Source organism: Marinobacter sp. (assembly GCF_034669625.1).
In the GTDB taxonomy this organism is placed as follows: Bacteria; Pseudomonadota; Gammaproteobacteria; order Pseudomonadales; family Oleiphilaceae; genus Marinobacter.
In genome coordinates this window covers 58,239-78,601 of sequence record NZ_JAXMOY010000012.1, presented here as the reverse complement: position 1 = coordinate 78,601, position 20,363 = coordinate 58,239, and the positions used below count along the sequence as shown (strand labels likewise).

The 20,363-nt window shown below is 53.4% G+C and carries 14 protein-coding genes and 1 tRNA gene; 8 read left to right on the top strand and 7 right to left on the bottom strand.

Annotated elements, in window-relative coordinates; all coding sequences use genetic code 11:
• Positions 1-8: 8 nt before the first annotated feature.
• The 7 genes from rpoD (at position 9) to VOI14_RS11515 (ending at position 10,875) form a co-directional block, all read left to right on the top strand.
• Positions 9-1,850 carry an RNA polymerase sigma factor RpoD gene (gene rpoD, locus VOI14_RS11545; protein ID WP_323752203.1) on the top strand — a complete coding sequence of 614 codons (1,842 nt, stop codon included), beginning with the start codon at positions 9-11 and terminating at the stop codon, positions 1,848-1,850.
• Positions 1,851-1,912: 62 nt separating this feature from the next.
• A tRNA-Ile gene (locus VOI14_RS11540) sits at positions 1,913-1,989 on the top strand.
• A 228-nt stretch (positions 1,990-2,217) separates the two neighbouring features.
• Entirely contained in the window at positions 2,218-3,360 is a 1,143-nt protein-coding gene (locus VOI14_RS11535) for a hypothetical protein (RefSeq protein ID WP_323752202.1), read from the top strand.
• A 216-nt stretch (positions 3,361-3,576) separates the two neighbouring features.
• Positions 3,577-5,283 (top strand): hypothetical protein, encoded by a 1,707-nt coding sequence (locus VOI14_RS11530; protein ID WP_323752201.1) that lies wholly within the window; start codon positions 3,577-3,579, stop codon positions 5,281-5,283.
• Positions 5,284-5,561: 278 nt separating this feature from the next.
• On the top strand, positions 5,562-6,899 hold the full coding sequence (aupA, locus tag VOI14_RS11525; protein ID WP_323752200.1) for an alkane uptake protein AupA: 1,338 nt from the start codon (positions 5,562-5,564) through the stop codon (positions 6,897-6,899).
• A gap of 13 nt (positions 6,900-6,912) precedes the next feature.
• Complete coding sequence (locus tag VOI14_RS11520) at positions 6,913-10,236, top strand: Ig-like domain-containing protein (RefSeq protein WP_323752199.1); 3,324 nt, start codon at positions 6,913-6,915, stop codon at positions 10,234-10,236.
• Between the two features lie 180 nt (positions 10,237-10,416).
• Positions 10,417-10,875 (top strand): DUF2489 domain-containing protein, encoded by a 459-nt coding sequence (locus VOI14_RS11515; RefSeq protein ID WP_323752198.1) that lies wholly within the window; start codon positions 10,417-10,419, stop codon positions 10,873-10,875.
• 280 nt (positions 10,876-11,155) lie between these two features.
• On the opposite strand, the gene VOI14_RS11510 is transcribed toward VOI14_RS11515, so the two are convergent.
• From VOI14_RS11510 to VOI14_RS11500, 3 genes are all read right to left on the bottom strand, one after another.
• The gene (locus tag VOI14_RS11510; RefSeq protein WP_323752197.1) at positions 11,156-12,523 is read right to left on the bottom strand and encodes an aminoacyl-tRNA deacylase and HDOD domain-containing protein; all 1,368 of its coding nucleotides are present in this window, start codon (positions 12,521-12,523) and stop codon (positions 11,156-11,158) included.
• Positions 12,524-12,639: 116 nt separating this feature from the next.
• A complete protein-coding gene (recG, locus tag VOI14_RS11505; protein ID WP_323752196.1) occupies positions 12,640-14,715 on the bottom strand; it encodes an ATP-dependent DNA helicase RecG in 2,076 nt (691 codons plus the stop codon).
• Between the two features lie 7 nt (positions 14,716-14,722).
• Complete coding sequence (locus VOI14_RS11500) at positions 14,723-15,682, bottom strand: hydrogen peroxide-inducible genes activator (RefSeq protein ID WP_323752195.1); 960 nt, start codon at positions 15,680-15,682, stop codon at positions 14,723-14,725.
• 76 nt (positions 15,683-15,758) lie between these two features.
• Between VOI14_RS11500 and VOI14_RS11495 the strand changes: the two genes are divergently transcribed.
• Positions 15,759-16,631: an NAD-dependent epimerase/dehydratase family protein gene (locus tag VOI14_RS11495; protein ID WP_323752194.1), complete on the top strand. Its 873-nt coding sequence runs from the start codon at positions 15,759-15,761 to the stop codon at positions 16,629-16,631.
• On the opposite strand, the gene VOI14_RS11490 is transcribed toward VOI14_RS11495, so the two are convergent.
• The 4 genes from VOI14_RS11490 to gmk all read right to left on the bottom strand — a co-directional run bounded on the left by VOI14_RS11490 (position 16,624) and on the right by gmk (position 20,360).
• Positions 16,624-17,010 (bottom strand): RidA family protein, encoded by a 387-nt coding sequence (locus VOI14_RS11490; protein ID WP_323752193.1) that lies wholly within the window; start codon positions 17,008-17,010, stop codon positions 16,624-16,626. The two genes, VOI14_RS11495 and VOI14_RS11490, sit on opposite strands and share 8 nt — an antisense overlap.
• Positions 17,011-17,089: 79 nt before the next feature.
• A complete protein-coding gene (locus VOI14_RS11485) occupies positions 17,090-19,231 on the bottom strand; it encodes a RelA/SpoT family protein (protein WP_323752192.1) in 2,142 nt (713 codons plus the stop codon).
• Positions 19,232-19,405: 174 nt separating this feature from the next.
• A complete protein-coding gene (rpoZ, locus tag VOI14_RS11480) occupies positions 19,406-19,618 on the bottom strand; it encodes a DNA-directed RNA polymerase subunit omega (protein ID WP_133006603.1) in 213 nt (70 codons plus the stop codon).
• Between the two features lie 91 nt (positions 19,619-19,709).
• Positions 19,710-20,360: a guanylate kinase gene (gmk, locus tag VOI14_RS11475; protein ID WP_323752191.1), complete on the bottom strand. Its 651-nt coding sequence runs from the start codon at positions 20,358-20,360 to the stop codon at positions 19,710-19,712.
• Positions 20,361-20,363 lie beyond the last annotated feature (3 nt).

Genomic DNA, 20,363 nt, shown 5'->3' with positions numbered 1-20,363 from the left:
GGGTGTCTATGTCAGGCAATTCGCAGAAATCACGTTTAAAAGACCTCATCGCTCGAGGCAAGGAACAAGGTTACCTGACTTACGCCGAGGTAAACGACCACCTGCCGGAAGACATTGCTGACCCGGATCAGGTTGAAGACATTATCCGGATGATCAACGACATGGGTATTCAGGTGTGCGAAGAAACACCGGATGCCGATACCTTGTTGATGACCGAAGGTGACTCCACCGCTGACGAAGCTGCAGCCGCCGAAGCCGCTGCGGCTCTGGCTGCCGTAGAAACTGACGCTGGCCGCACCACCGATCCGGTGCGCATGTACATGCGTGAGATGGGTACCGTTGAGCTGCTGACTCGTGAAGGCGAAATTGTTATCGCCAAGCGGATCGAAGAAGGCATCCGCGACGTGATGGCCGCCGTGGCCCACTTCCCGGGCACCGCAGGCACCGTTATTCAGGCCTATGATCGCATCATCGAGAACGAAGGCCGCATCAGCGACATCGTCACCGGTTTCCTTGATCCTGACGACGCCGAGCCGTTCATGGGCGAAGAAGTCGTCGAAGAAACCAAAGCTGACAGCAACGAAGCTGATGATGCGGAGGACGATGAAGAAGAGGAAAAGGAAAGCGGTCCGGATCCCGAAGAAACTCGCCTGCGCTTTGAGCTGCTGAAAGAAAAACTGGAAGCGGCGAACGAAGCACTGGCGAAGCATGGCCGCGGCCACAAGAAAACCCAAGAAGCCCTGAACGAACTGGGGGCCGTGTTTGCTCCGTTCAAACTGGGCAATAAAGCCTTCGATGAGCTGGTTAACGTTGTTCGCTCCACCAACGACATGGTGCGTGAGAACGAGCGGACCATCATGCAAATCTGCATCCGCGAATGCAAAATGCCACGCAAAGACTTCATCAAAGAGTTCCCGGGCAACGAAGTGAACCTGGACTGGGCTCCGAAGATCGCCAAGAGCAAGAAGCCATACGCAGCAGCCATCGCTGAGCGTCTGGATGAAGTCGTCCGCTTGCAGAAACGCATTCACAACGTACAAGTGGAAGTCGATCTGGACGTCGTTGATATCAAAGAGATCAACCGCCGCGTGTCCATCGGTGAAGCGAAAGCCCGCCGCGCTAAGAAAGAAATGGTTGAAGCTAACTTGCGACTGGTTATCTCCATCGCCAAGAAGTACACCAACCGTGGCCTGCAGTTCCTTGACCTGATCCAGGAAGGCAACATCGGCTTGATGAAAGCGGTCGACAAGTTCGAATACCGTCGCGGCTATAAGTTCTCGACTTATGCCACTTGGTGGATTCGTCAGGCCATCACCCGCTCTATCGCGGACCAGGCCCGCACCATCCGTATTCCGGTGCACATGATCGAAACGATCAACAAGCTCAACCGTATTTCCCGCCAGATGCTGCAGGAAATGGGCCGCGAGCCTACTCCGGAAGAGCTGGGCGAGCGCATGGAAATGCCGGAAGAGAAGATCCGCAAGGTGTTGAAGATCGCTAAAGAGCCGATCTCTATGGAAACACCGATCGGGGATGATGAAGACAGCCATCTGGGCGATTTCATCGAAGACATTCAGGCCCTGTCACCGGTGGATTCCGCTACCGCCGAAGGCCTGCGCGAAGCCACTCGCTCTGTGCTATCGGGCCTTACGGCTCGTGAATCTAAAGTACTGCGCATGCGTTTCGGTATCGAAATGAACACCGACCACACCCTTGAGGAAGTTGGTAAACAGTTCGACGTAACCCGTGAACGTATCCGTCAGATCGAAGCCAAGGCTCTGCGCAAACTGCGCCACCCTTCCCGCTCCGATCACCTGCGCGGCTTTATTGACGACCAGGGCAACGCATAAAACCGAAAACACAGTAGCGGGCGTCAACCCTCACGGGTATAATGGCGCCCGCTTTTGTTATCGGGCCTATAGCTCAGTTGGTTAGAGCAGAGGACTCATAATCCTTTGGTCCCTGGTTCGAGTCCAGGTGGGCCCACCACAAGATTCTATGACATAACCCGCCTCGCCGCGGGTTTTGTTGTTTCTGAGTGCGCACTTGGGGCGCCGCTGCAACGTTTAGCCTCAAACCTCACCGCCTGCCTCTTCCTTGAAATCACCGCGTAAAACAGGCCTTTTTGGCCATCACCTCTTATATATTACTCGATGTTCATCTATATTTTGCCAGTGCTTCGAAAAAGCTGTACGTAGCCCTCCAAAGGATAAGCTGATGACATCAAAGGCATTTCACCACGGTGATAACTCTGGTTCGTTTCTTAGCAATGAGACTGAGTTAATTCAATGCCTTTACGACTCATTAGAGCACCAAGCTGGTTTTCACGGATTCCTTTCCCTGTTGGCTGGTTCTGTCGGGGGATGTGCAGCACAGCTTTCGTTTATCCGCCGAAACCCCAGAGCTATTGAACATATGTGGCATGCGGGCTTATCGGATGAATTTTTAACCTGGTATCTCGATAACAACATGATCGAGCACGACGCCGTCACCAATCACGCAGTCACTCAGGAGGCCGGAAACTTCAATTCAGCTTTACCGCTCCTCTGCGATGGCCCACCCGGGGATGAATACGAGCGCTGGGAATCCGATCAAGACATGCTTGATTCAGCCTGGCTGGTTGTCGAAGCCAGCGATTCTCATATTACCTTGCTGACCGTTCAGCGGACGTATGCTCAGGGCGCGTATCAACCGGAAGAAATTGCAGCCATGAACCGCCTGGTGCCGTTCATTAAACAAACGGTCGCTTTGGCAAAAAAGATTCACCAACACCCCGAGGCCGCCCAAACCCTCAGCAGTATCGCCGATCTCATTACCGACCCTGCGCTCATCCTCAATAACCGGGGAACACTGGTTACCGCCAATCAGCGAGGCAAACAGCTTCTGGACCAGGAACCGTGCATCAACCTTCGGCATGAACGCTTGCACTTTGAGGTTGATACGCTGCAGGACTCTTTTTTCAAAGCGATGGCGCGGGCAGCAACAACGGTATGCACCAATGGCTTAGCCATGCCAGAAACGCTGATCATTAAGCGACCGGGTCTGTCACCTCTGGTCATGACCATACGACCCCTTGAACACAATGAGATACTCTCCGGTGGCGTACTGGTAACGATCGTTGACCTCAAGGCACGCGCACTACCCAAAGCCTCCGAAATCGCAGAGTACTTCCCGATTTCAGCCGCCGAAGCAAAACTTTGTGAAGGGCTTGTGGCGGGTTTAAGCCTGAAGGAAATAGCGGAACATCGCCATAAAAGTGAGTTAACCGTGCGCAGCTATTTGAAACAGGTCTTTCAGAAAACAGGATACAACCGACAAGGACAACTAATCAGCGCGATACTTTTAACCACATTGCGTTGATGTAAAGAACATTCCCGCCCGTTACTGCACCACCTATCGAGCACCCCGGAACTCGGTAATGTCACCTTTAATTACCCTCAAATGAGGGTGGTTTGCTTCAGGACACCTTGCGTAATCTATTGATTGCCTGCCCCCTTTGGTTTAACGAATTCCCACTTGGAGCTGTAATCAATGTCTACACTTACCCGCTTGTATAAGGCGCATTCATTCGTGTCCTTGCTGTTTCTGGCTTTAACTCTGTCCGCTTGTGGAGGTGGAGGTGGAGGTGGAGATTCTTCCGGAGGAAGCTCAGGCACTGGAGCCAACGGCTATAATTGGCCAGATGACCCCAAAAACCTTCAAATTGAGATGACGGTTAAGTCTTCCTCCAGCACCGGAACGAATGTAGGCAAAATGGTTCTGTTTATGGCGCCGTCATCCACTGAGGCTTCAGGCTACGGACCCGCCGGATTCAATACCCGTGACCGTCGAAGGTTCAGCGGTTCCGACTTTGACAGCTACAGCTGGAAACCTAAGGTTAGCTCGCAGTATGAGATTACACTCAATCACGCCACCGGCCTAATAGAGACCTTCCTACTGACAGCCCACACCGCAGACTCAGGCACTTATACGGCGACGGTTAACGCTGGTGGTGGAAACTCTGGTACATACAAAATAATCGGCATGCCGCTGAGTGACGGCCCGATGATTGCACCGGGATCTGATCCGAAAGTTGCAGCATTCCCAGACAAACTGGACAAAAATCAAATTCTCAATAATCAGTTCGCAAGCAATATGAACATTGACTGGTTTTATGATACCCAACCCGGAGACCCGAAATTTTACATGTTCAGCGCAACAGGCTCCTCAACCGGGGAAGATGGTATCTATTTAGGCCGGGTCAATTCTGCGGGTGAACCTATCGACCAAGTGAAGATCGACGATGCAGACCTTACTTCGGCTGGGTTAACCAACGCTGAAGCTAAAAACCTCTGGAGCAGTTCGGCGCAAAAACCGTACAGCGCTGTAGAGGGAATGCAACGAATCCGACATGACCAAGTGAGTGGACAATATACTCTGAGCGGCGGAGGGCTTGGCTTTAAAAGCAACGGACCGGTTGCGATTTACACAGCAGACTCATCCGGATTTCAACAAGCAGATCACCGATCCTTCGACCGAAAGAAATCCAGCTTCTTGGCAGAAGATATGATATTCACTGCGAACGCTGGGATTCTGACGCTGCAGGGACCTAATAGCTGCTCCGCCCCCATGGGGGCGCCGAATTCACACCGATACATGCCACTCAATTACAGTGGAGCGAGTTCCAGTTGGTGGGCACGTATTGCCTCGCCTAAAGAAGAGGGAACGGTGATTGTTGGGGATGACGGCTTTATCTACTCCTTTACGTTCAGCGGCAATGCCGGGCTGGTGAGCAAAATAAGCCCGACATGTGCAGTTAGCTGGGCCACCCCCATCGAGGTTCTGCGTGATACAAACGAGATAGTTGCGTCGAGCTTTTTCCGTAAGCTTGGCGACCAGCTTTACTTCAGTATCCACGACAATATTGTCTCCGGCGCAGACTCCATCACCCGTTACAGCGTTTATCGCGTAGACACCAACAGCGGAAATGTCACCGCGCTTATTGATCAGCGCTGGCGCTATGGCCGGGACGTACGCTCTGACATTTTCGACCTGGCACTCGATACACAGGGCCGATTGCTGGTCGTGACCGCGGGCGCATTGCAGCGGCGAGATCCTGAAACATTTGAAGTGTTATGGTCTGTTGATGTCGAAGGCCCGGCAGGATTCCCAACTGAACTCAGCAATAGCTCAGTGTCACTGGCACCGCTAACCGCTTTGGATGATGGTTCCGTTGAAGTGGCTTCGATGTATGTTTTTAGCGCGGCCAAACTGGCAGAACTAGATCAGTTAGTCGGTCTATAAAAAATCGGGGCTAGCAAGCGCTAGCCCCCTCTCTTCCCCCTTGTACCAGAAACATTCCGCAACAAAAACCACACACGCTGTCGCCTTTCTCGACTACACAATCGCACTGGTAACAACGCATACTGCGCATACGTGGTATTACAGACATAACATACTGTCAAAAATGCCAACGTCCTAAAGTGACAAGTACCCTAAACTGCAACTTGCATAATCGTACCAGTCTCCTTGCGCACTCGCCGGGGCTGTACACAACAACAAAGAGCGAACGGAGTGTATTAATGGTTCTTCCTTCCCGATTTTCTGTACGGGCAACGACCCTTGCTGTTGCAGCAGTATCCGCCACCCTATCTATGTCCGCGACTGCGAGCATGGGCAACCTAGGCACCACATACGGTGTGATGCCCATCGACGTTGCGACCGCTCAATCGCTTTCCATGTTTAACGACCAGGTCTCGGCGACTTATTACAACCCGGCATCCCTTACCCGTGATACCCGTGGGGAACTGACCTCCGGCATCCTGCACGCCGAACAAGAACTCCGTTCCGCCAACCCCAATGCCAACGGTGATGTGGTTTCAAGTTCACCGAGCCAGCACGTTCTGATCGGTATGAAAACCAATTTGGGCTCACTGACTCGATTCAAACATCCCATTTATCTTGGCTTCATTGCAGGTGTTGAAAAGTACGGCAAAGAAATGCTGGCTTTTAAATCCGAAACCTCCGAAACCGGCCAGTATCTGCAAAACGGTAAAGAACCACTGTTCCTGAACATTGGTGGCGCAACCCCAATTTGGCGAGGTATTTCTGCCGGTGCGTCTGTACGTGTAACGCTAGAAGCAGCAGCTCAGCTGGAAGCGGTCTCCACCTTGGGCGGCGAAACAAGCCGTGAAAAATTGTCGGTCAACGCAGAACCCACCCTGAAAACCATTCTCGGTACCAACATCGACTTCGGCAGCACTTTCTGCGCTGAAGACGGTTGTTTCCTTGACGGCTGGGAAGCAGCACTGACCTACCGCACCAAGTCCTCAGCCAAAACTTCCGTGGGCTCTAACATTATTGTGACCCAGACCATTCCTGACCCAGGCCTTAGCCTGACCGTGGCAACCATCGACTCCTTCCAGCCTGAAACCATTGTTCTCGGCACTCAATATGCCGGCAACGGATGGCGCGTAGGCGGCAGCATCGAACAGCAGAACTGGTCTGAGCTGGAAGATGAGTTCAGCCGCGACAGCATCAAAGACCAAGAGTCGGTCTCAGCAGGCAACCGCATCGGCTTCGACGACATTCTCGTTCCTCGCGTGGGCGCTGAGTACCAGCTGAATGAGAACTTTGCCGTTCGCGGCGGCATCGCTTACGAAGAGTCGCCTCTGAAAACGACCCGCAACCCGGAACTCAACTACCTGGACACCGACAAGATCATCGTTGGTCTGGGCGTAAGTGCCACCTACAACCGCACACGCCTTCTAGCCTTCCCAGTTCGCCTGGATCTGGGCTACCAGTATCAACAACTACAAGAGCGGGACTTCACCCTGGTCGACTATGACGGTAACGAAACCAACGTGACTGCCGACGGTGATATCCATGTAATCAGCGGCTCCATCACCCTGAAGTTCTGAGGAGAAGCAGGTCATGAAACAATTTAAGACACTAGCGCTGATCCCCGCCATGCTGCTTGCAGCATGCGGTGGAAGCGACGATCAAGACATCAAGCAGAGTGTTCAAGATAACGCACAGTCTGTTTCATTGGTTTACTCCTACCCAATGGACGGCCAAGGGGATGTCAGCCCCAAAGCCGATCTCGTACTGCGTTTCTCTCATGCTATTGGGGACGACGACGCGACGCTTGCTGAAAAAATCCGGATCGACTCCAGCACCGGCAGCTTGGCATTTACGGTTACAAAAATTGATGGTGGGAAAAGCCTCAACCTAGAAATTTCCGAAGGCCAATCTCTCGCCAGCGGTGAAAGCTACTCAGTCACCTTTAACGAACCTCTTCTAACTGAAGGCGGTCGCGAAATCAGCACGCCAAACGCCGTAGGCGAGTCTGGCATTCAGTTCACCACCCGCGGAGACTTCAGCGGCATTGCCGAACTAGCGCAAACTTCCGACGAGTTCGGTGTCGCCTGGCAAGTTCCTGCGAATGGGACAGCGTTCGAAGCAGCAAACTTTTCAACCTTCCGCCTTGCTATGACCCACCCGGTGCACCCAGAGTGGCAAAACCTGGGCGGTTCCATCGAGCTTTTGGATAAGAACGGCACCGCAGTACCTTCCACCGTATTGGTGAAGGGCAACCGCATCACCGTTGACCCTTGTGTCACCGAAGATCCGAAAGCATGCGGCAGCAAGAATGACACCCTGAATGCCGGCCAAGCTTACACGCTTAAGCTGAACAATCTCGCGAGCCTGACCAATGGCTCAGATGGCGAACGCTTAAGTACAACGTTTGAATTCATTCCCCGCGAGACTGGCCCGACGGTGGTGCTGGAACAGGAGGCAGTGGATTCCAATGGCGGCAATATCACCTCGGTACTAAACGGCCAAGCGATCAATGGCGTTGTACTGAACTCTGTTCTCCAAGGTATCACTGACTCGTCCCAACAAACTGGTTCATTATTTGCTGAACTCGCATACGCTCCTTCTTTTGAAGCAGATGAAGCTTTGCCTTTGCGCATTCCGAAGGGCAGCGTACTGGAAAGCACGAGCCTGAACATTAAGATCGGTGGACAAGTTCAAGTGCTGAACATCGACGATGCCAGCAATCAGGAAACCGGTACGATCAAAGTAACCATGCTTTCAGACGCATCTGGTTACATGAGCCCGAACGCTTATACCGACGACATCAATGCACCGCGCCACATCACACTGTTTATGGACGTATCCATGAACACCGCTGAGGCAATGCCGAACGCAGCTCTTTCCCAAGATCTGATGGGCGTAGAGCTTCGTGGTATTGCCCTTGTTGAGGATGGCGTTCTGACCATCGATGCCATCGGCATGGTTGAACCCAACCTACTCGGCCAAGAGTTCACAGACTCCACCATCGCGTTCCACCTGCAAGCTGCGACAGATGTCGACTCCGTGCTTGATGCCGAAGTGCTGCGCGAGATAGACAACACAGCTCCCCAGCTGCTGAGTTGGATGCCTGGCGCTGAGAATGCTTCCCCTGCCACGCGACAGTCTATGCAGCGCCCGGGTGACCCCGTGATTCTGTTCTTTGACGAGCCTCTGGATCCGGCTTCCATTACATCGAATGTGAGCCTCTTTGAGACCCGTGAAACCTCTATAAGCCCAGTAGACTTCGATTACTTTTTGGACGGCACAACGCTAACACTGAATCCTATTGGCGGTCTTAAGCACGGCGTCACTTATGATCTAAACGTCGATGGGGTAACAGATCTGGCCGACAACCCGTTTTCTGGTCCTAATTTATCATTCAAACTCGATGACATTGGAACAGATGACGCGGATGTAAACCTCCGCTCTCCCCTTGCGCTAACCACATACCCTGGCTTCCCTTGCGTAACGACTGCGGTTGACCTTAGCTCGCAAGCCCCCAACCACGGGCAATGCATTGATGCCGCGCCAGATGGACCCAAGGGACCACTGCTGCCCATCACAACCCTGCCTCAAGACAGACCTATCGTCGTCGTCTTTTCCCAGTCAATGAACTTGGACTCTATCAACGACCAAACGTTCATTGTCGAACGAATTGAAGATAGCAGCACAGCCATTGGCCAAGGGGCACAGGTTGACGGCCGCCTCGAAAAGAGCAATCAGCGCATTCGCTTCATCCCTGAGCATCCTTGGTCAACCGAGGACGGTGTGTTCTATAGATACACGATGAAATCTCAACAAGGCGCAACTTGCGGTGATGGCGACGTAATCTGTGCTGAAGGCGATTCAGGACTTGCCCTACAAACGGACCTACTCCGCGACCCGGAAGATACCGGCGGTCCAGATATGACCATCTACTTCCGTGGCACCGACGCTGTTAACACAGTGTTCACTCCGCTTCGGAATTTGCCTATCCGGGACACAAACTCGAACTACGAGATTGATTGTGATGACCCTGAAGGTACCGACTGCCTGGAGCCCTTCGATCATGGCGAACCTAATCAGAACGGCGAATACATGCCGTCAGCAAACGCAGCGAAACTCGCTCTGAAAGGCCAAGCCTATCTCCTCGGCAACGAGAACCTAAAGCTACCAACAGGCCTGGGCTGCGAATCTGGAGAATCTTGCGAGAAGAATAAGTTCATCTACCAAACCTATGGACTCAACACTGAGGTTATTGGGAAAGCTACGGATCCAGAAACAGGCAAGGAAGGTATTCGTGTACTTCTCTATCCAACCATGCTGGCAACCACGTCCGCCAGCGTTTACCTCTCACCACTTGGCGAGCAGAAGACGGGCCCACAAATTCTCAGGATGACCTATGGTGAAAGTGATCCTGACAATGGCAACCCGTTAGGCCTGATTGAAGGCATTATCGTTACGGGTGATAACGGACAACCAACGTTCAAAACAGAAGCGGATCTGTTACTGGACGCGCCAAACCTGGATCTCCCCATTGAGGGACTGCTGACACACAACCTTTATAGCTACCCCTTTACGCTGGACCTGAAAGGAGACATTACCTTCTTTGACGATGGCCGTATGCAAATCGAGCAACGCAATATAAACCCGCGGGTTCCCGCTGACATTACCGTTCAGGTCACAGTAAATGCACCATTGATCACTGATGTCCTCAACCTTCTCAAAGATCCGGGGGGGTCGATCACAGACCTTTTGTGCACGCTTGATTTGCTGAATGTTATTGAAGCATGCCAAGCGGAGGACCCAGAGGTCCCTGCCGGCGATATCGAAATCCCGTTGACTATCCCGGAGGATGGCGTTTACCTGAACTTCATCACGAACCCAGTAAAAGACCTACCGGTTCAATACGAGTACTAAGTCGCTCCTTTGTAAGCTAACCAGTACTTTGACCTCTCAGGCCAGCCCTCTCGGGCTGGCCTTTTATTTCGCCGTCCGAAATCCCCACAAGCACCCAACCTCAATCTCTGGCAAACTAGCTCCAATTTCGAGCAAGCCTGAAAAACTCAGGCGAAATCCTGCGCATTAGGGAGACTTACCATGCCCATAGGGCTTCAGTTTGCGTTTATTGCGATCGGTTTGGTGATTATCGGGCTGTTGCTGATTTATATCTGGCGGCAATCACGGGTTCTGACACAAGAGCGACTGCGCCAGAAGAAAGCCGAAGAATTCCAGGCTAAGCGCAAGGATGAAATGGTGGAGAGCATCCGGATTATCGCTATCGCCGTTGAAAAAGAGCAGGTTGAGTATTCCGAGGCTTGCTTGCGACTGAAGGGATTGCTGGATTACGTCGCCCCTGAATTACTGTCCCAGGAGCCCTACAGCGTATTTCAAGTGGTACACGAGAAGCTTGAACACATGCCCACGCACAGAGCGAGAAAGGCCGCGGATACAGAGATGGTGCAACAGATGGATGTCGAGCGATTTGCCATTGAGAAGGAATATGCCGAACGTATTCGACAAGCGGCAAGCGCTATTCGCCAGGCTCGTTTTGAATGAGGCAGTATCTTTGTAATAATTTGTTACTATGAAAACGAAGTGCTCTGGCTTTAGTTAAGCAATTCAACGCCTTTGACCGAGCCAGAAATTTGAGAACTGTGTCACATCTTGTTTTCTGCGATAGCACCTTTCCTTTTGGGGAGCTTTGGCTAACTTTAAAGCAGGGCCACGGACTTTTTCACTTCGTTCACAGCCCTGTACTTGTTTTCTCCTGATTTGTGAGACGGACTCTGCAATTTGCGGATATCATTACCGGCCCCAACTGGGCCGGTTTTTTTTATCAGTTGGGCTTCATCATTCCAGCCATCGCCATCACACTGTCTTTATTTTCAACCAGCTCATCAAACCGGCTCTCAACCGTGTCACGATCCAATCCCAGCTCTTCGAACACATCATCACCCAATGGCTCCCCGGCCCCCAGCGCAACGCCTCGGACGGTCAGCAGCTGCCGCCCCAGCCAGAGCAGGCGGGCATACTCGTGGTGTTCACCGTCGTAGTTCAGGTTTTTCTGGTAGCGAATCGCCATCACCACTTCTTCCGGCATGCCCCAGTTTTCCATCAATGTCGCGGCGATCTGCTCTCGAGTAATGCCCAGCAGATGATGCTCAATCACACTGGAATCGATGTTGGGGTTCACTTCCAACGAACGGCACACCAGTTTGAAGTGCGGCGGAAACACCTGCGCCAACACCAAATGGCCAAAGTTGTGCAGTAAGCCAGAGAGGTAGGCCAAGCCGAACAGAGGGCGCCGGCCTCGGGGCATCATGCTGGAGAGAATGCCCGCCGACTGCGCCTGCCAGACCGCCTGCTGCCAATAGTCAACGTAGCCGTCAGGATGGTCCTTTGGGTGGTTGAGCGCACGTCCAAGCGACAGCCCCATGGCAAGGTTCATCACCAGATCGAAACCCAGTACGCGCGATACCGCATCATGAACCGAACGCACCTGCCCCGCTGCGGCATAGAATGAAGACGACGCCCAGCTCACCACCTGAGCCGCAAGGCTGGGGTCGCTTTCCACGATATCGACCAAATCTCCCATCACGGCATTGGGGTTCACCCGCAAATGGATGATGCGTTGGGCGGTTTCAGGTAACGGCGGGAGTTCCAGCGTATCTTCAAGACGTTGCTGTATTCGGCGGCCAGTGAATTTCTTCAGAGCGTTGTGCAGCTCATCCCGGTCGGTATGCCCGCAGTCCAGGTTAACGGATACCGCTTGAGCATCGATGGCGAAACTGCTTCGGTCTGCTTTGGCCGTTAGCTTCCGGAAGTCTTCCAAAGGCATGGTGACCGCCAAGTTTTGCTCCACCAGATCAAGCGCAATGGATTCCAGCTCATCAACCCTGCGATCAATTACCGTAGGCCAGCCGGTCAGTGATGGCAGTGCGGGTAGCTCCTGCAGGCCGGCTCGCTGGCGCACCCGCACTTGCTCGGTGCGTTGCATCAGTTTCAGATCGCGGCCCAGAATTTTGTTCAGAACGTCCAGATCAAGCATGTCATCACGGCGGAGAATCGCTTGCAGGTTTCCATCGCTATCGGTTAGAAGGACCATCCGCAGCATGTGCTTTGGTTTGATCTGCCCCACGCTGCGCAGCGACACATCCAACGCACTTTCGCCTAACGCCTGCTGTACCACCCCGGGGAGTTCCATCAATGCCTCCTTGTAAACCCTAGAAACTCGTATACGTTCATTTTGAAGCTAATGTGTTTTTTTAATAGGCCTTTATTGCCAACACCATGATCCACGTATCATCCCGCCGAACTTAATCAGACGTCACCATAACGAATCTTCTCGCCTAACCACCGGCGTATTAGCGCTTCGACCACTCTCGGCTGCTGCATGAGCGCGGGGGCCATATTTTTTATGGGCTCGATCCAGCCTTTATCTCTTTCAAAATTAGCCAACCGGAACTGCATCAGGCCTGTTTGGCGAGTACCCAGCACTTCACCGGGCCCACGTATTTCCAGATCTTTCTCAGCGATCACAAAGCCATCTTGGCTATCCCTGAGCGCTTGCAGTCGTGCTTTACCATTCATTGACAAGGGTGGGTGATACATCAACACACAAAAACTCGCCTGTTCGCCCCGCCCTACCCGGCCACGGAGCTGATGCAGTTGCGCCAAGCCCAAACGTTCGGGGTTTTCGATGATGATTAACGACGCATTGGGCACATCTACCCCAACTTCAATCACCGTTGTAGCTACCAACAAATCCAGCTCACCGTCTTTAAAGCGGGCCATAACGTCAGCCTTCTCTTGAGCTTTCAGGCGACCGTGCACCAAACCGACTTTGAGATCCGATAAGCGCTCTGTAAGCTCCTGAGCGGTTACTTCTGCGGCCTGGCACTGCAAGGCTTCAGACTCTTCAATCAACGTGCATACCCAATAGGCCTGTCGGCCCTCACGACACGCACTGCGCACTCGTTCGATGATGTCTTCCCGTCGGCTGTCTGGCACCACAATGGTTTCTATCGGTTTACGGCCCGGCGGCAGTTCATCAATAATAGAAGTGTCCAGATCAGCATAGGCACTCATCGCCAGTGTTCGCGGTATCGGAGTCGCAGTCATAATCAGCTGGTGCGGTGCCAATGCCCCCCCCACGCCCTTTTCTCTGAGCGCCAGGCGCTGGTGCACACCAAAGCGGTGCTGTTCGTCCACAATCACTAACGCCAGGCGGCGGAAGACCACATCATCCTGAAACAATGCATGAGTGCCGATCACTACTTGGGCTTCTCCGCTCGCGACGGCTTCCAGCGCCTGCTGACGAGCTTTGCCTTTGACCTTCCCGGATAACCAGGCAATGGGAATCCCTAAAGGCTCCAGCCAACCTTTGAAATTAGTGTAGTGCTGTTCGGCGAGTATTTCAGTGGGAGCCATCAAAGCAACCTGAGCCCCTGCGCTGAGTGCCTGCAGAGCCGCCAGTGCTGCGACGACGGTCTTGCCCGAGCCAACATCGCCTTGCACCAACCGCAGCATGGGCACGGGCTGGCTGAGATCCTGGCGGATCTCGCTCATGACCTGGCGTTGCGCCCCGGTCAGTTTGAACGGCAGCTCTTCGAGAAAGCGCTCTGTCAGACTACCGGTCGGTAACAGGGGCAGAGCTTCTCGCGCCTGAATCTGTTCTCGTACCTGCAGCAAACTCAGTTGATGCGCCAATAACTCTTCCATTACCAAGCGCTGCTGAGCGGGATGGCGCCCCTCAACCAAGAGGTGCACAGGCGCCCCGGCTGGGGGTGAATGTGCCAGTTTCACCGCTTCCGTGATGCACGGTAGCTGATAATCCGCCAGTAACTCCGGTGGCAGCCAGTCTTTAATCGGATGGCGTTCAAGGTATTTCAGAGCTTGCTGACACAAGCTGCGAACCCTCGGCTGCTGAATGCCTTCGGTCAACGGGTAAACCGGGGTCAGCGTGGCCTCATTGGCGGCTGGCATGGGTGGCGGATTGGTCTGGTATTCGGGGTGGTAAAACTCGTAACCGGCCCGTCCGGGGCGGACTTCTCCGAAACATCGTACTCGAGTGCCGTCACTGAGCTGATTTTTCTGGGCGGCATTGAAGTGGAAAAAACGCAGTACCAAAAACCCGCTGTCGTCCTTCAAGGTGACCTGGAGGCTGCGGCGCCGGCCCATCACCAGATCGGCTTTCATCACCTCGCCTTCGACCACAGCAACATCTCCCACCCGCAGACTACCCATCGGCACCACTCGTGTGCGGTCTTCGTAGCGATAGGGCAGGTGGAACAAGAGGTCTTGCATGGACTGGATGCCCAGCTTGGCCAGCTTCTCGGCCAAAGCGTTCCCTACGCCCTTGATCTCGGTAACGGAGATGTCATCCAGTGACGCCATGCTTACCTCAGCGTTTGGGCACTGCTGCGGGTGTTTCCGCTGTGGCCCGTTCAATCACCCGACACTGACTGGCCGCCAGCGAAAGCATATCAATCGCCTTCGGGCGCGGGAAAGTTACCCGCCACGCCAACGCCACAGTCCGGAAAGGTACTGGTGCTGCAAACGGGCGTACCGCCAGAATATCTTCCTGATACTTGATCGCGGTGGCCGCCGATAAAGGCAAAACCGTTATACCCAGACCTGAAGCCACCATGTGCCGAATGGTTTCCAATGAGCTGCCTTCTGTTACCAAACCCGGCTGGTTCTGGCTGGATCTTTGTGTAATGGCATCGACCAGAGGCGGACAAGACTCCAAAACCTGATCCCGGAAGCAGTGCCCCGGCCCGAGCAACAGCAACTGCTCTTTGGCCATTTCTTCCGCCGTTATCTCATCTTTCTCAGTCAGTGGGTGGCCTGCCGGTAACAGCACAACAAAGGGCTCGTCATAAAGCGGCAAGGTCACTACTTCAGGCTCTTCGAACGGCAGCGCAATAATGATGGCGTCCAGGTCCGAGTGCCGCAGCTTCTGACGAAGATTCGCAGTGTAATTTTCTTCGATGAACAGCGGCATCTCTGGCGCTGCTCGACGCAACTCCGGCAATAAATGCGGAAACAAGTAAGGGCCAATGGTGTAGATAGCCCCCACTTTCAGCGGCGAGTTCAGCTGATTCTTACCGTCTTGGGCCAGATCTTTAATCACGCCCACTTGGTCCAGAACCGTCTGGGCCTGATCAATAATCCGCTGCCCGACTTCAGTCACCCGGATGCTGCTTTTGCTGCGTTCGAACAAAGAGATGCCGAGCTCTTCTTCCAGTTTTTTTACCGCCACACTCAAGGTGGGCTGACTCACGTGACAACGCTCCGCAGCGCGGCCAAAATGCCTTTCCCGGGCAAGCGTAACAACGTATCGTAACTCGGTGAGGGTCATCGTCGGCTCCGGTCGGATTGTTCAGGTCGAAGTTGCACTTAGTTTATCAATCAAAGGATAAGGATTGAAATTGTCTATGGCAATGACAAATCATAAGCAATTATCACGAATCCTGGTCGCCGGTTGCGGCAAGCTCGGCGGAGACATTGCCACGGCACTGTCTGAAAACAACGCTCAGGTATTTGGTCTACGCAGAAACCCCGAAAAAGTTCCGATGGGCATCACCGGAATCGGCGCTGACCTGACCAAGCCCGAGACCTTAAAGGGCAAGCTGCCCGCAGATCTCGACATCGTTATTTATTGTCTTACGCCGTCTTCGTACGACGAGCAGGGCTACCACGATGCCTACGTCACCGGCTTACAGAGTTTACTCCATGCCATTGGTGACACCCCTTTGACCCGACTGTTCTTCGTCAGCAGCACGAGCGTTTACTCTCAGAATGATGGCAGCTGGGTAGATGAAATCAGCAGCACAGAGCCCAACCGCTTCAGCGGACAACGTATTCTGGAGGGTGAACAAACAGCCCTGCACAGCATTCACCCCGCGACGGTTGTCCGTTTCAGTGGTATTTACGGCCCTACTCGCCAGCGCTTTCTGGAAGAAGTTCTTGAAGGCCGGATGAACCCCCAACCGCCTGCGCCGTTCAGCAACCGGGTTCACGAACAGGATGCGGTGCGGGCTGTGACTTACATGAGCGAGATGGCGCTAAGCGGCAAAGATCTCGAAGACGTCTACATCGTCACCGATTGCGAACCGGTTAGGCTGAATGATGTGGTGGAATGGGTTCAGCAGCAGGTACCGTGCAAAGCACCGGTAGAGGGCGCACGCAAAGGCGGCAGAGCGGGAAGTAAGCGGTGCAGCAACCAGCGATTGCTGGCCAGCGGGTTTGAATTCCGATACCCCGACTTTCGGGCAGGGTACCGGGAGATGATCAACAGCCTTAGCTGAGCACCATCACAGCTTCCATTTCAACCGGTACGCCTTTCGGCAGCGCTGCAACGCCAACGGCGGCGCGTGCCGGGTACGGCTGCTGGAAGTACGTCGCCATCACTTCGTTAACGGTGGCGAAGTTGGCCAGGTCGGTCATGTAGATGTTCAGCTTGACGATGTCCTTCAGCTCGCCACCGGCGGCTTCACACACGGCTTTGAGGTTCTCGAACACCTGACGGGTTTGAGCAGCAAAATCACCGGCTACCACTTCCATGGTTTGCGGGTCGAGCGGAATCTGGCCCGACAGGTACACGGTATCGCCCGCTTTAACTGCCTGAGAATATGTACCGATCGCTTGCGGAGCGTTTTCGGTCTGGATGACAGATTTGTTCGTCATGACCTTCTATTTCCTCTGAAGAAAAACGACCATCGTCACCCTTCTGCGTAGCGACTGTCAACTACGCCAAAGGTCTCTATCAGTAACGCACTCTACCGATGTGCGTAACCGCACGAATATTGCGCACCCGGCGCATCACTCGCGCCAGATGGCGGCGTCCGTTCACATGGACCACCAAACTCACAATGCCGAATCGTGCATTTTGATCTTCCACGTTAATACGTTCGATGTTGCCGTCCGCCATGGCAACAGCGTTGGCAATCTCGGCAATCACTCCGCGCTGACGTTCCAGCTCGACTCGCAGTTCAACCGAGAATTCGTCTGTGATGTCTTTCGCCCACTTCAGGTGGGTCAATAACGCTCGGCCTTCATCATCTTCTGGCAAACGCGAACAAGTGTCAGAGTGAATGACCATGCCATTACCGGAATCCATCATGCCCACCACCGGGTCGCCCGGAATCGGCTTACAACAGGAAGCGAATCGAAGCAGAATGCCTTCCGCACCACGAATCATGACCGGGCCAGACGCTTCGATCTGTTGCTCTTCGGTGCTTTGCTCTTCCTCTGGCGCTTCATAGCCGGCGACCAATTGACGTGCCACCAGATAAGCCATCCGGTTACCCAGCCCAATATCGCTGATCAGGTCTTCAAAGCTGTTGACCTGATTGTGATTCACCACGGCCTGTTTCTGGGCATCACTGATATCCGCCAATGTGGTATCAAAACCATTCAGCGACTTTTTGAGGAGGGTTCTGCCAAGCGCCACTGACTCCGCGAGTTTGCGTGTTTTCAGAGCATGGCGAATGCTGCTGCGCGCTTTACCCGTCGTCACAAAGCTGAGCCATGCAGGGTTTGGCCTTGCACCCGGCGCGGTAATAATTTCTAACGTCTGCCCGCTTTGAAGCGGCTGACTGAGTGACGCCAAGTTGCGGTTCACGCGGCAGGCAACGGTCGCATTACCAATATCGGTATGGATAGCGTAGGCAAAATCCACTGGAGTAGCGCCCTGCGGCAACTCCATGATTCTCCCCTTGGGCGTGAACACGTAGATTTCATCCGGAAACAGATCCACCTTCACGTTCTCGATGAACTCCATGGAGTCATCCGCCCGTTCACGCATTTCCATCAAACCTTTCACCCAGCGGTCGACGCGGGTCTGATTGACCTTACCGACACCCGGCTCTTCGGTTTTGTACATCCAGTGGGCAGCAATACCGTTATTGGCGATGTGCTCCATTTCTTCCGTACGAATCTGAATCTCGATGTTCACATGCATGCCAAACAGGGTGGTGTGCAACGACTGGTAGCCGTTGGCTTTAGGCATGGCGATGTAATCTTTAAATCGGCCGGGCAGCGGTTTATAGAGGCTGTGCACGGCACCCAGGATGCGATAGCAGTCATCTTCGTTATCGGTGATGATGCGGAACGCATACACATCCATAATTTCGTGGAACGACTTCTGCTTGAGCTTCATCTTGCTGTAGATGGAGTTCAAATGTTTTTCTCGCCCCAAGATCCGCCCCGGCAGGCCCCGCTCTTCCAGCTTTTCCTGCAACTTACCCCGGATATCTTCAATGATCTCCCGGTGATTACCGCGCAGCTTTTGTATCGCCTTGGAGATGTACTTCGAGCGCATGGGATACAAAGACGAAAAGCCCAGATCTTCCAATTCGGTGGAAATCGAGTGCATACCCAAACGGTTAGCAATCGGGGCGTAGATATCCAGCGTTTCCGTGGCTATGCGCTGGCGCTTTTCGAAGGGCATGGGGCCGAGAGTGCGCATATTGTGCAAACGGTCAGCCAATTTCACCAGAATGACACGGATATCTTTAGCCATCGCCAAGGTCATTTTCTGGAAATTCTCAGCTTGAGCCTCAGCCCGAGAGCGGAATTCAATTTGGGTAAGCTTGGATACACCATCCACCAGTTCGGCCACATCATCACCAAACTGATCGGCCAGTGCGTCTTTGGGGATACCCGTGTCTTCGATGACATCGTGCAGCATCGCAGCCATCAGGCTTTGATGATCAAGCCGTAATTCAGCAAGAATATGGGCAACAGCCAGGGGGTGGGTGATGTAGCGGTCACCACTTTTTCGCATCTGCCCTTCGTGAGCTTGTTCGGCGTAATAGTAGGCCCTTCGCACCTGATTGATGCGACTGGTATCTAAATATGAACTGAGCTCTGTAGCCAGTTCTTCAACCGTTGCCTCTATCGACACCGCGCCTCCACTAAGTTCTGTTTGTCAGGGACAAAAAAGCCCGAATGCGAACATCCGGGCTCTTCCTTGTCTTTCCCGCTGACTTCTATAGCTACACTATAAAACCGCAGAGACAGATTTCAATGCTTCTCGCTCACCAACAGGTAATTCTTCGTATACCTGTTGGTTCAGAGCTTAGTCTTCTTCGGTTTCGGTAAGCAGACTACGAGAAACTTTTCCTTCGGCGATTTCGCGCAATGCGATAACCGTTGGCTTGTCGTTTTCTTCCGGCACCATTGGCTCAAAACCCTTGGTGGCGATCTGGCGGGCGCGCTTGCTAGCCAGCATAACCAGCTGGAAGCGGTTATCTACATGTTCCAGACAATCTTCAACGGTAACTCGTGCCATTATGTTCCCCGAAAATAACAAGTACTTTAACTAGACCGTGTAGTTTACTGCTAGCGGCTCAATTTGTATACAGCGGCTAACCGCTATCTGCTCATATTCCAGCGGCTCTTACATTGGCCCCGGTCAACCCTTGCAGCAAATCAGAAAAACGTTCCCGCTGCACCGCCATCTTCAAACGACAACTACGAGTAATGGCCAACAAATCCGACAAGGCCACATCGAAATCATCGTTCACCACCAAATAATCAAATTCGACCGCATGACTGCACTCTGCTTCAGCTTCAGCCAAACGGCGCTCAATCACTTCAGGAGCATCGGTGCCTCGGCCAACCAAACGCTGGCGCAGGATTTCCGCTGACGGCGGGACGATAAAGATGCCCACGCATTCCGGAATCAAATGCCGAACTTGCTCGGCTCCCTGCCTGTCAATTTCAAGAATGACATCCCGACCTTTTGCGAGCGTTTCCCGCACCCATACCTGAGACGTGCCGTAATAATTCCCGAAAACATCGGCATGCTCGAGGAAGTCGCCGCGATTGATCATTTCCTCGAACTCTTCCCGGCTAACAAAATGATAATTCACGCCATCTTGTTCACCTTCACGCATCGGGCGAGTGGTGTGCGACACAGAGACACCCAACAGAGGATCCGCACGGAGCATTTCTGCCACCAGACTGGTTTTACCCGCACCCGAGGGCGCCGAAATCACAAACAGGGTTCCCTGCCCACCGGCCTGACTCATGAT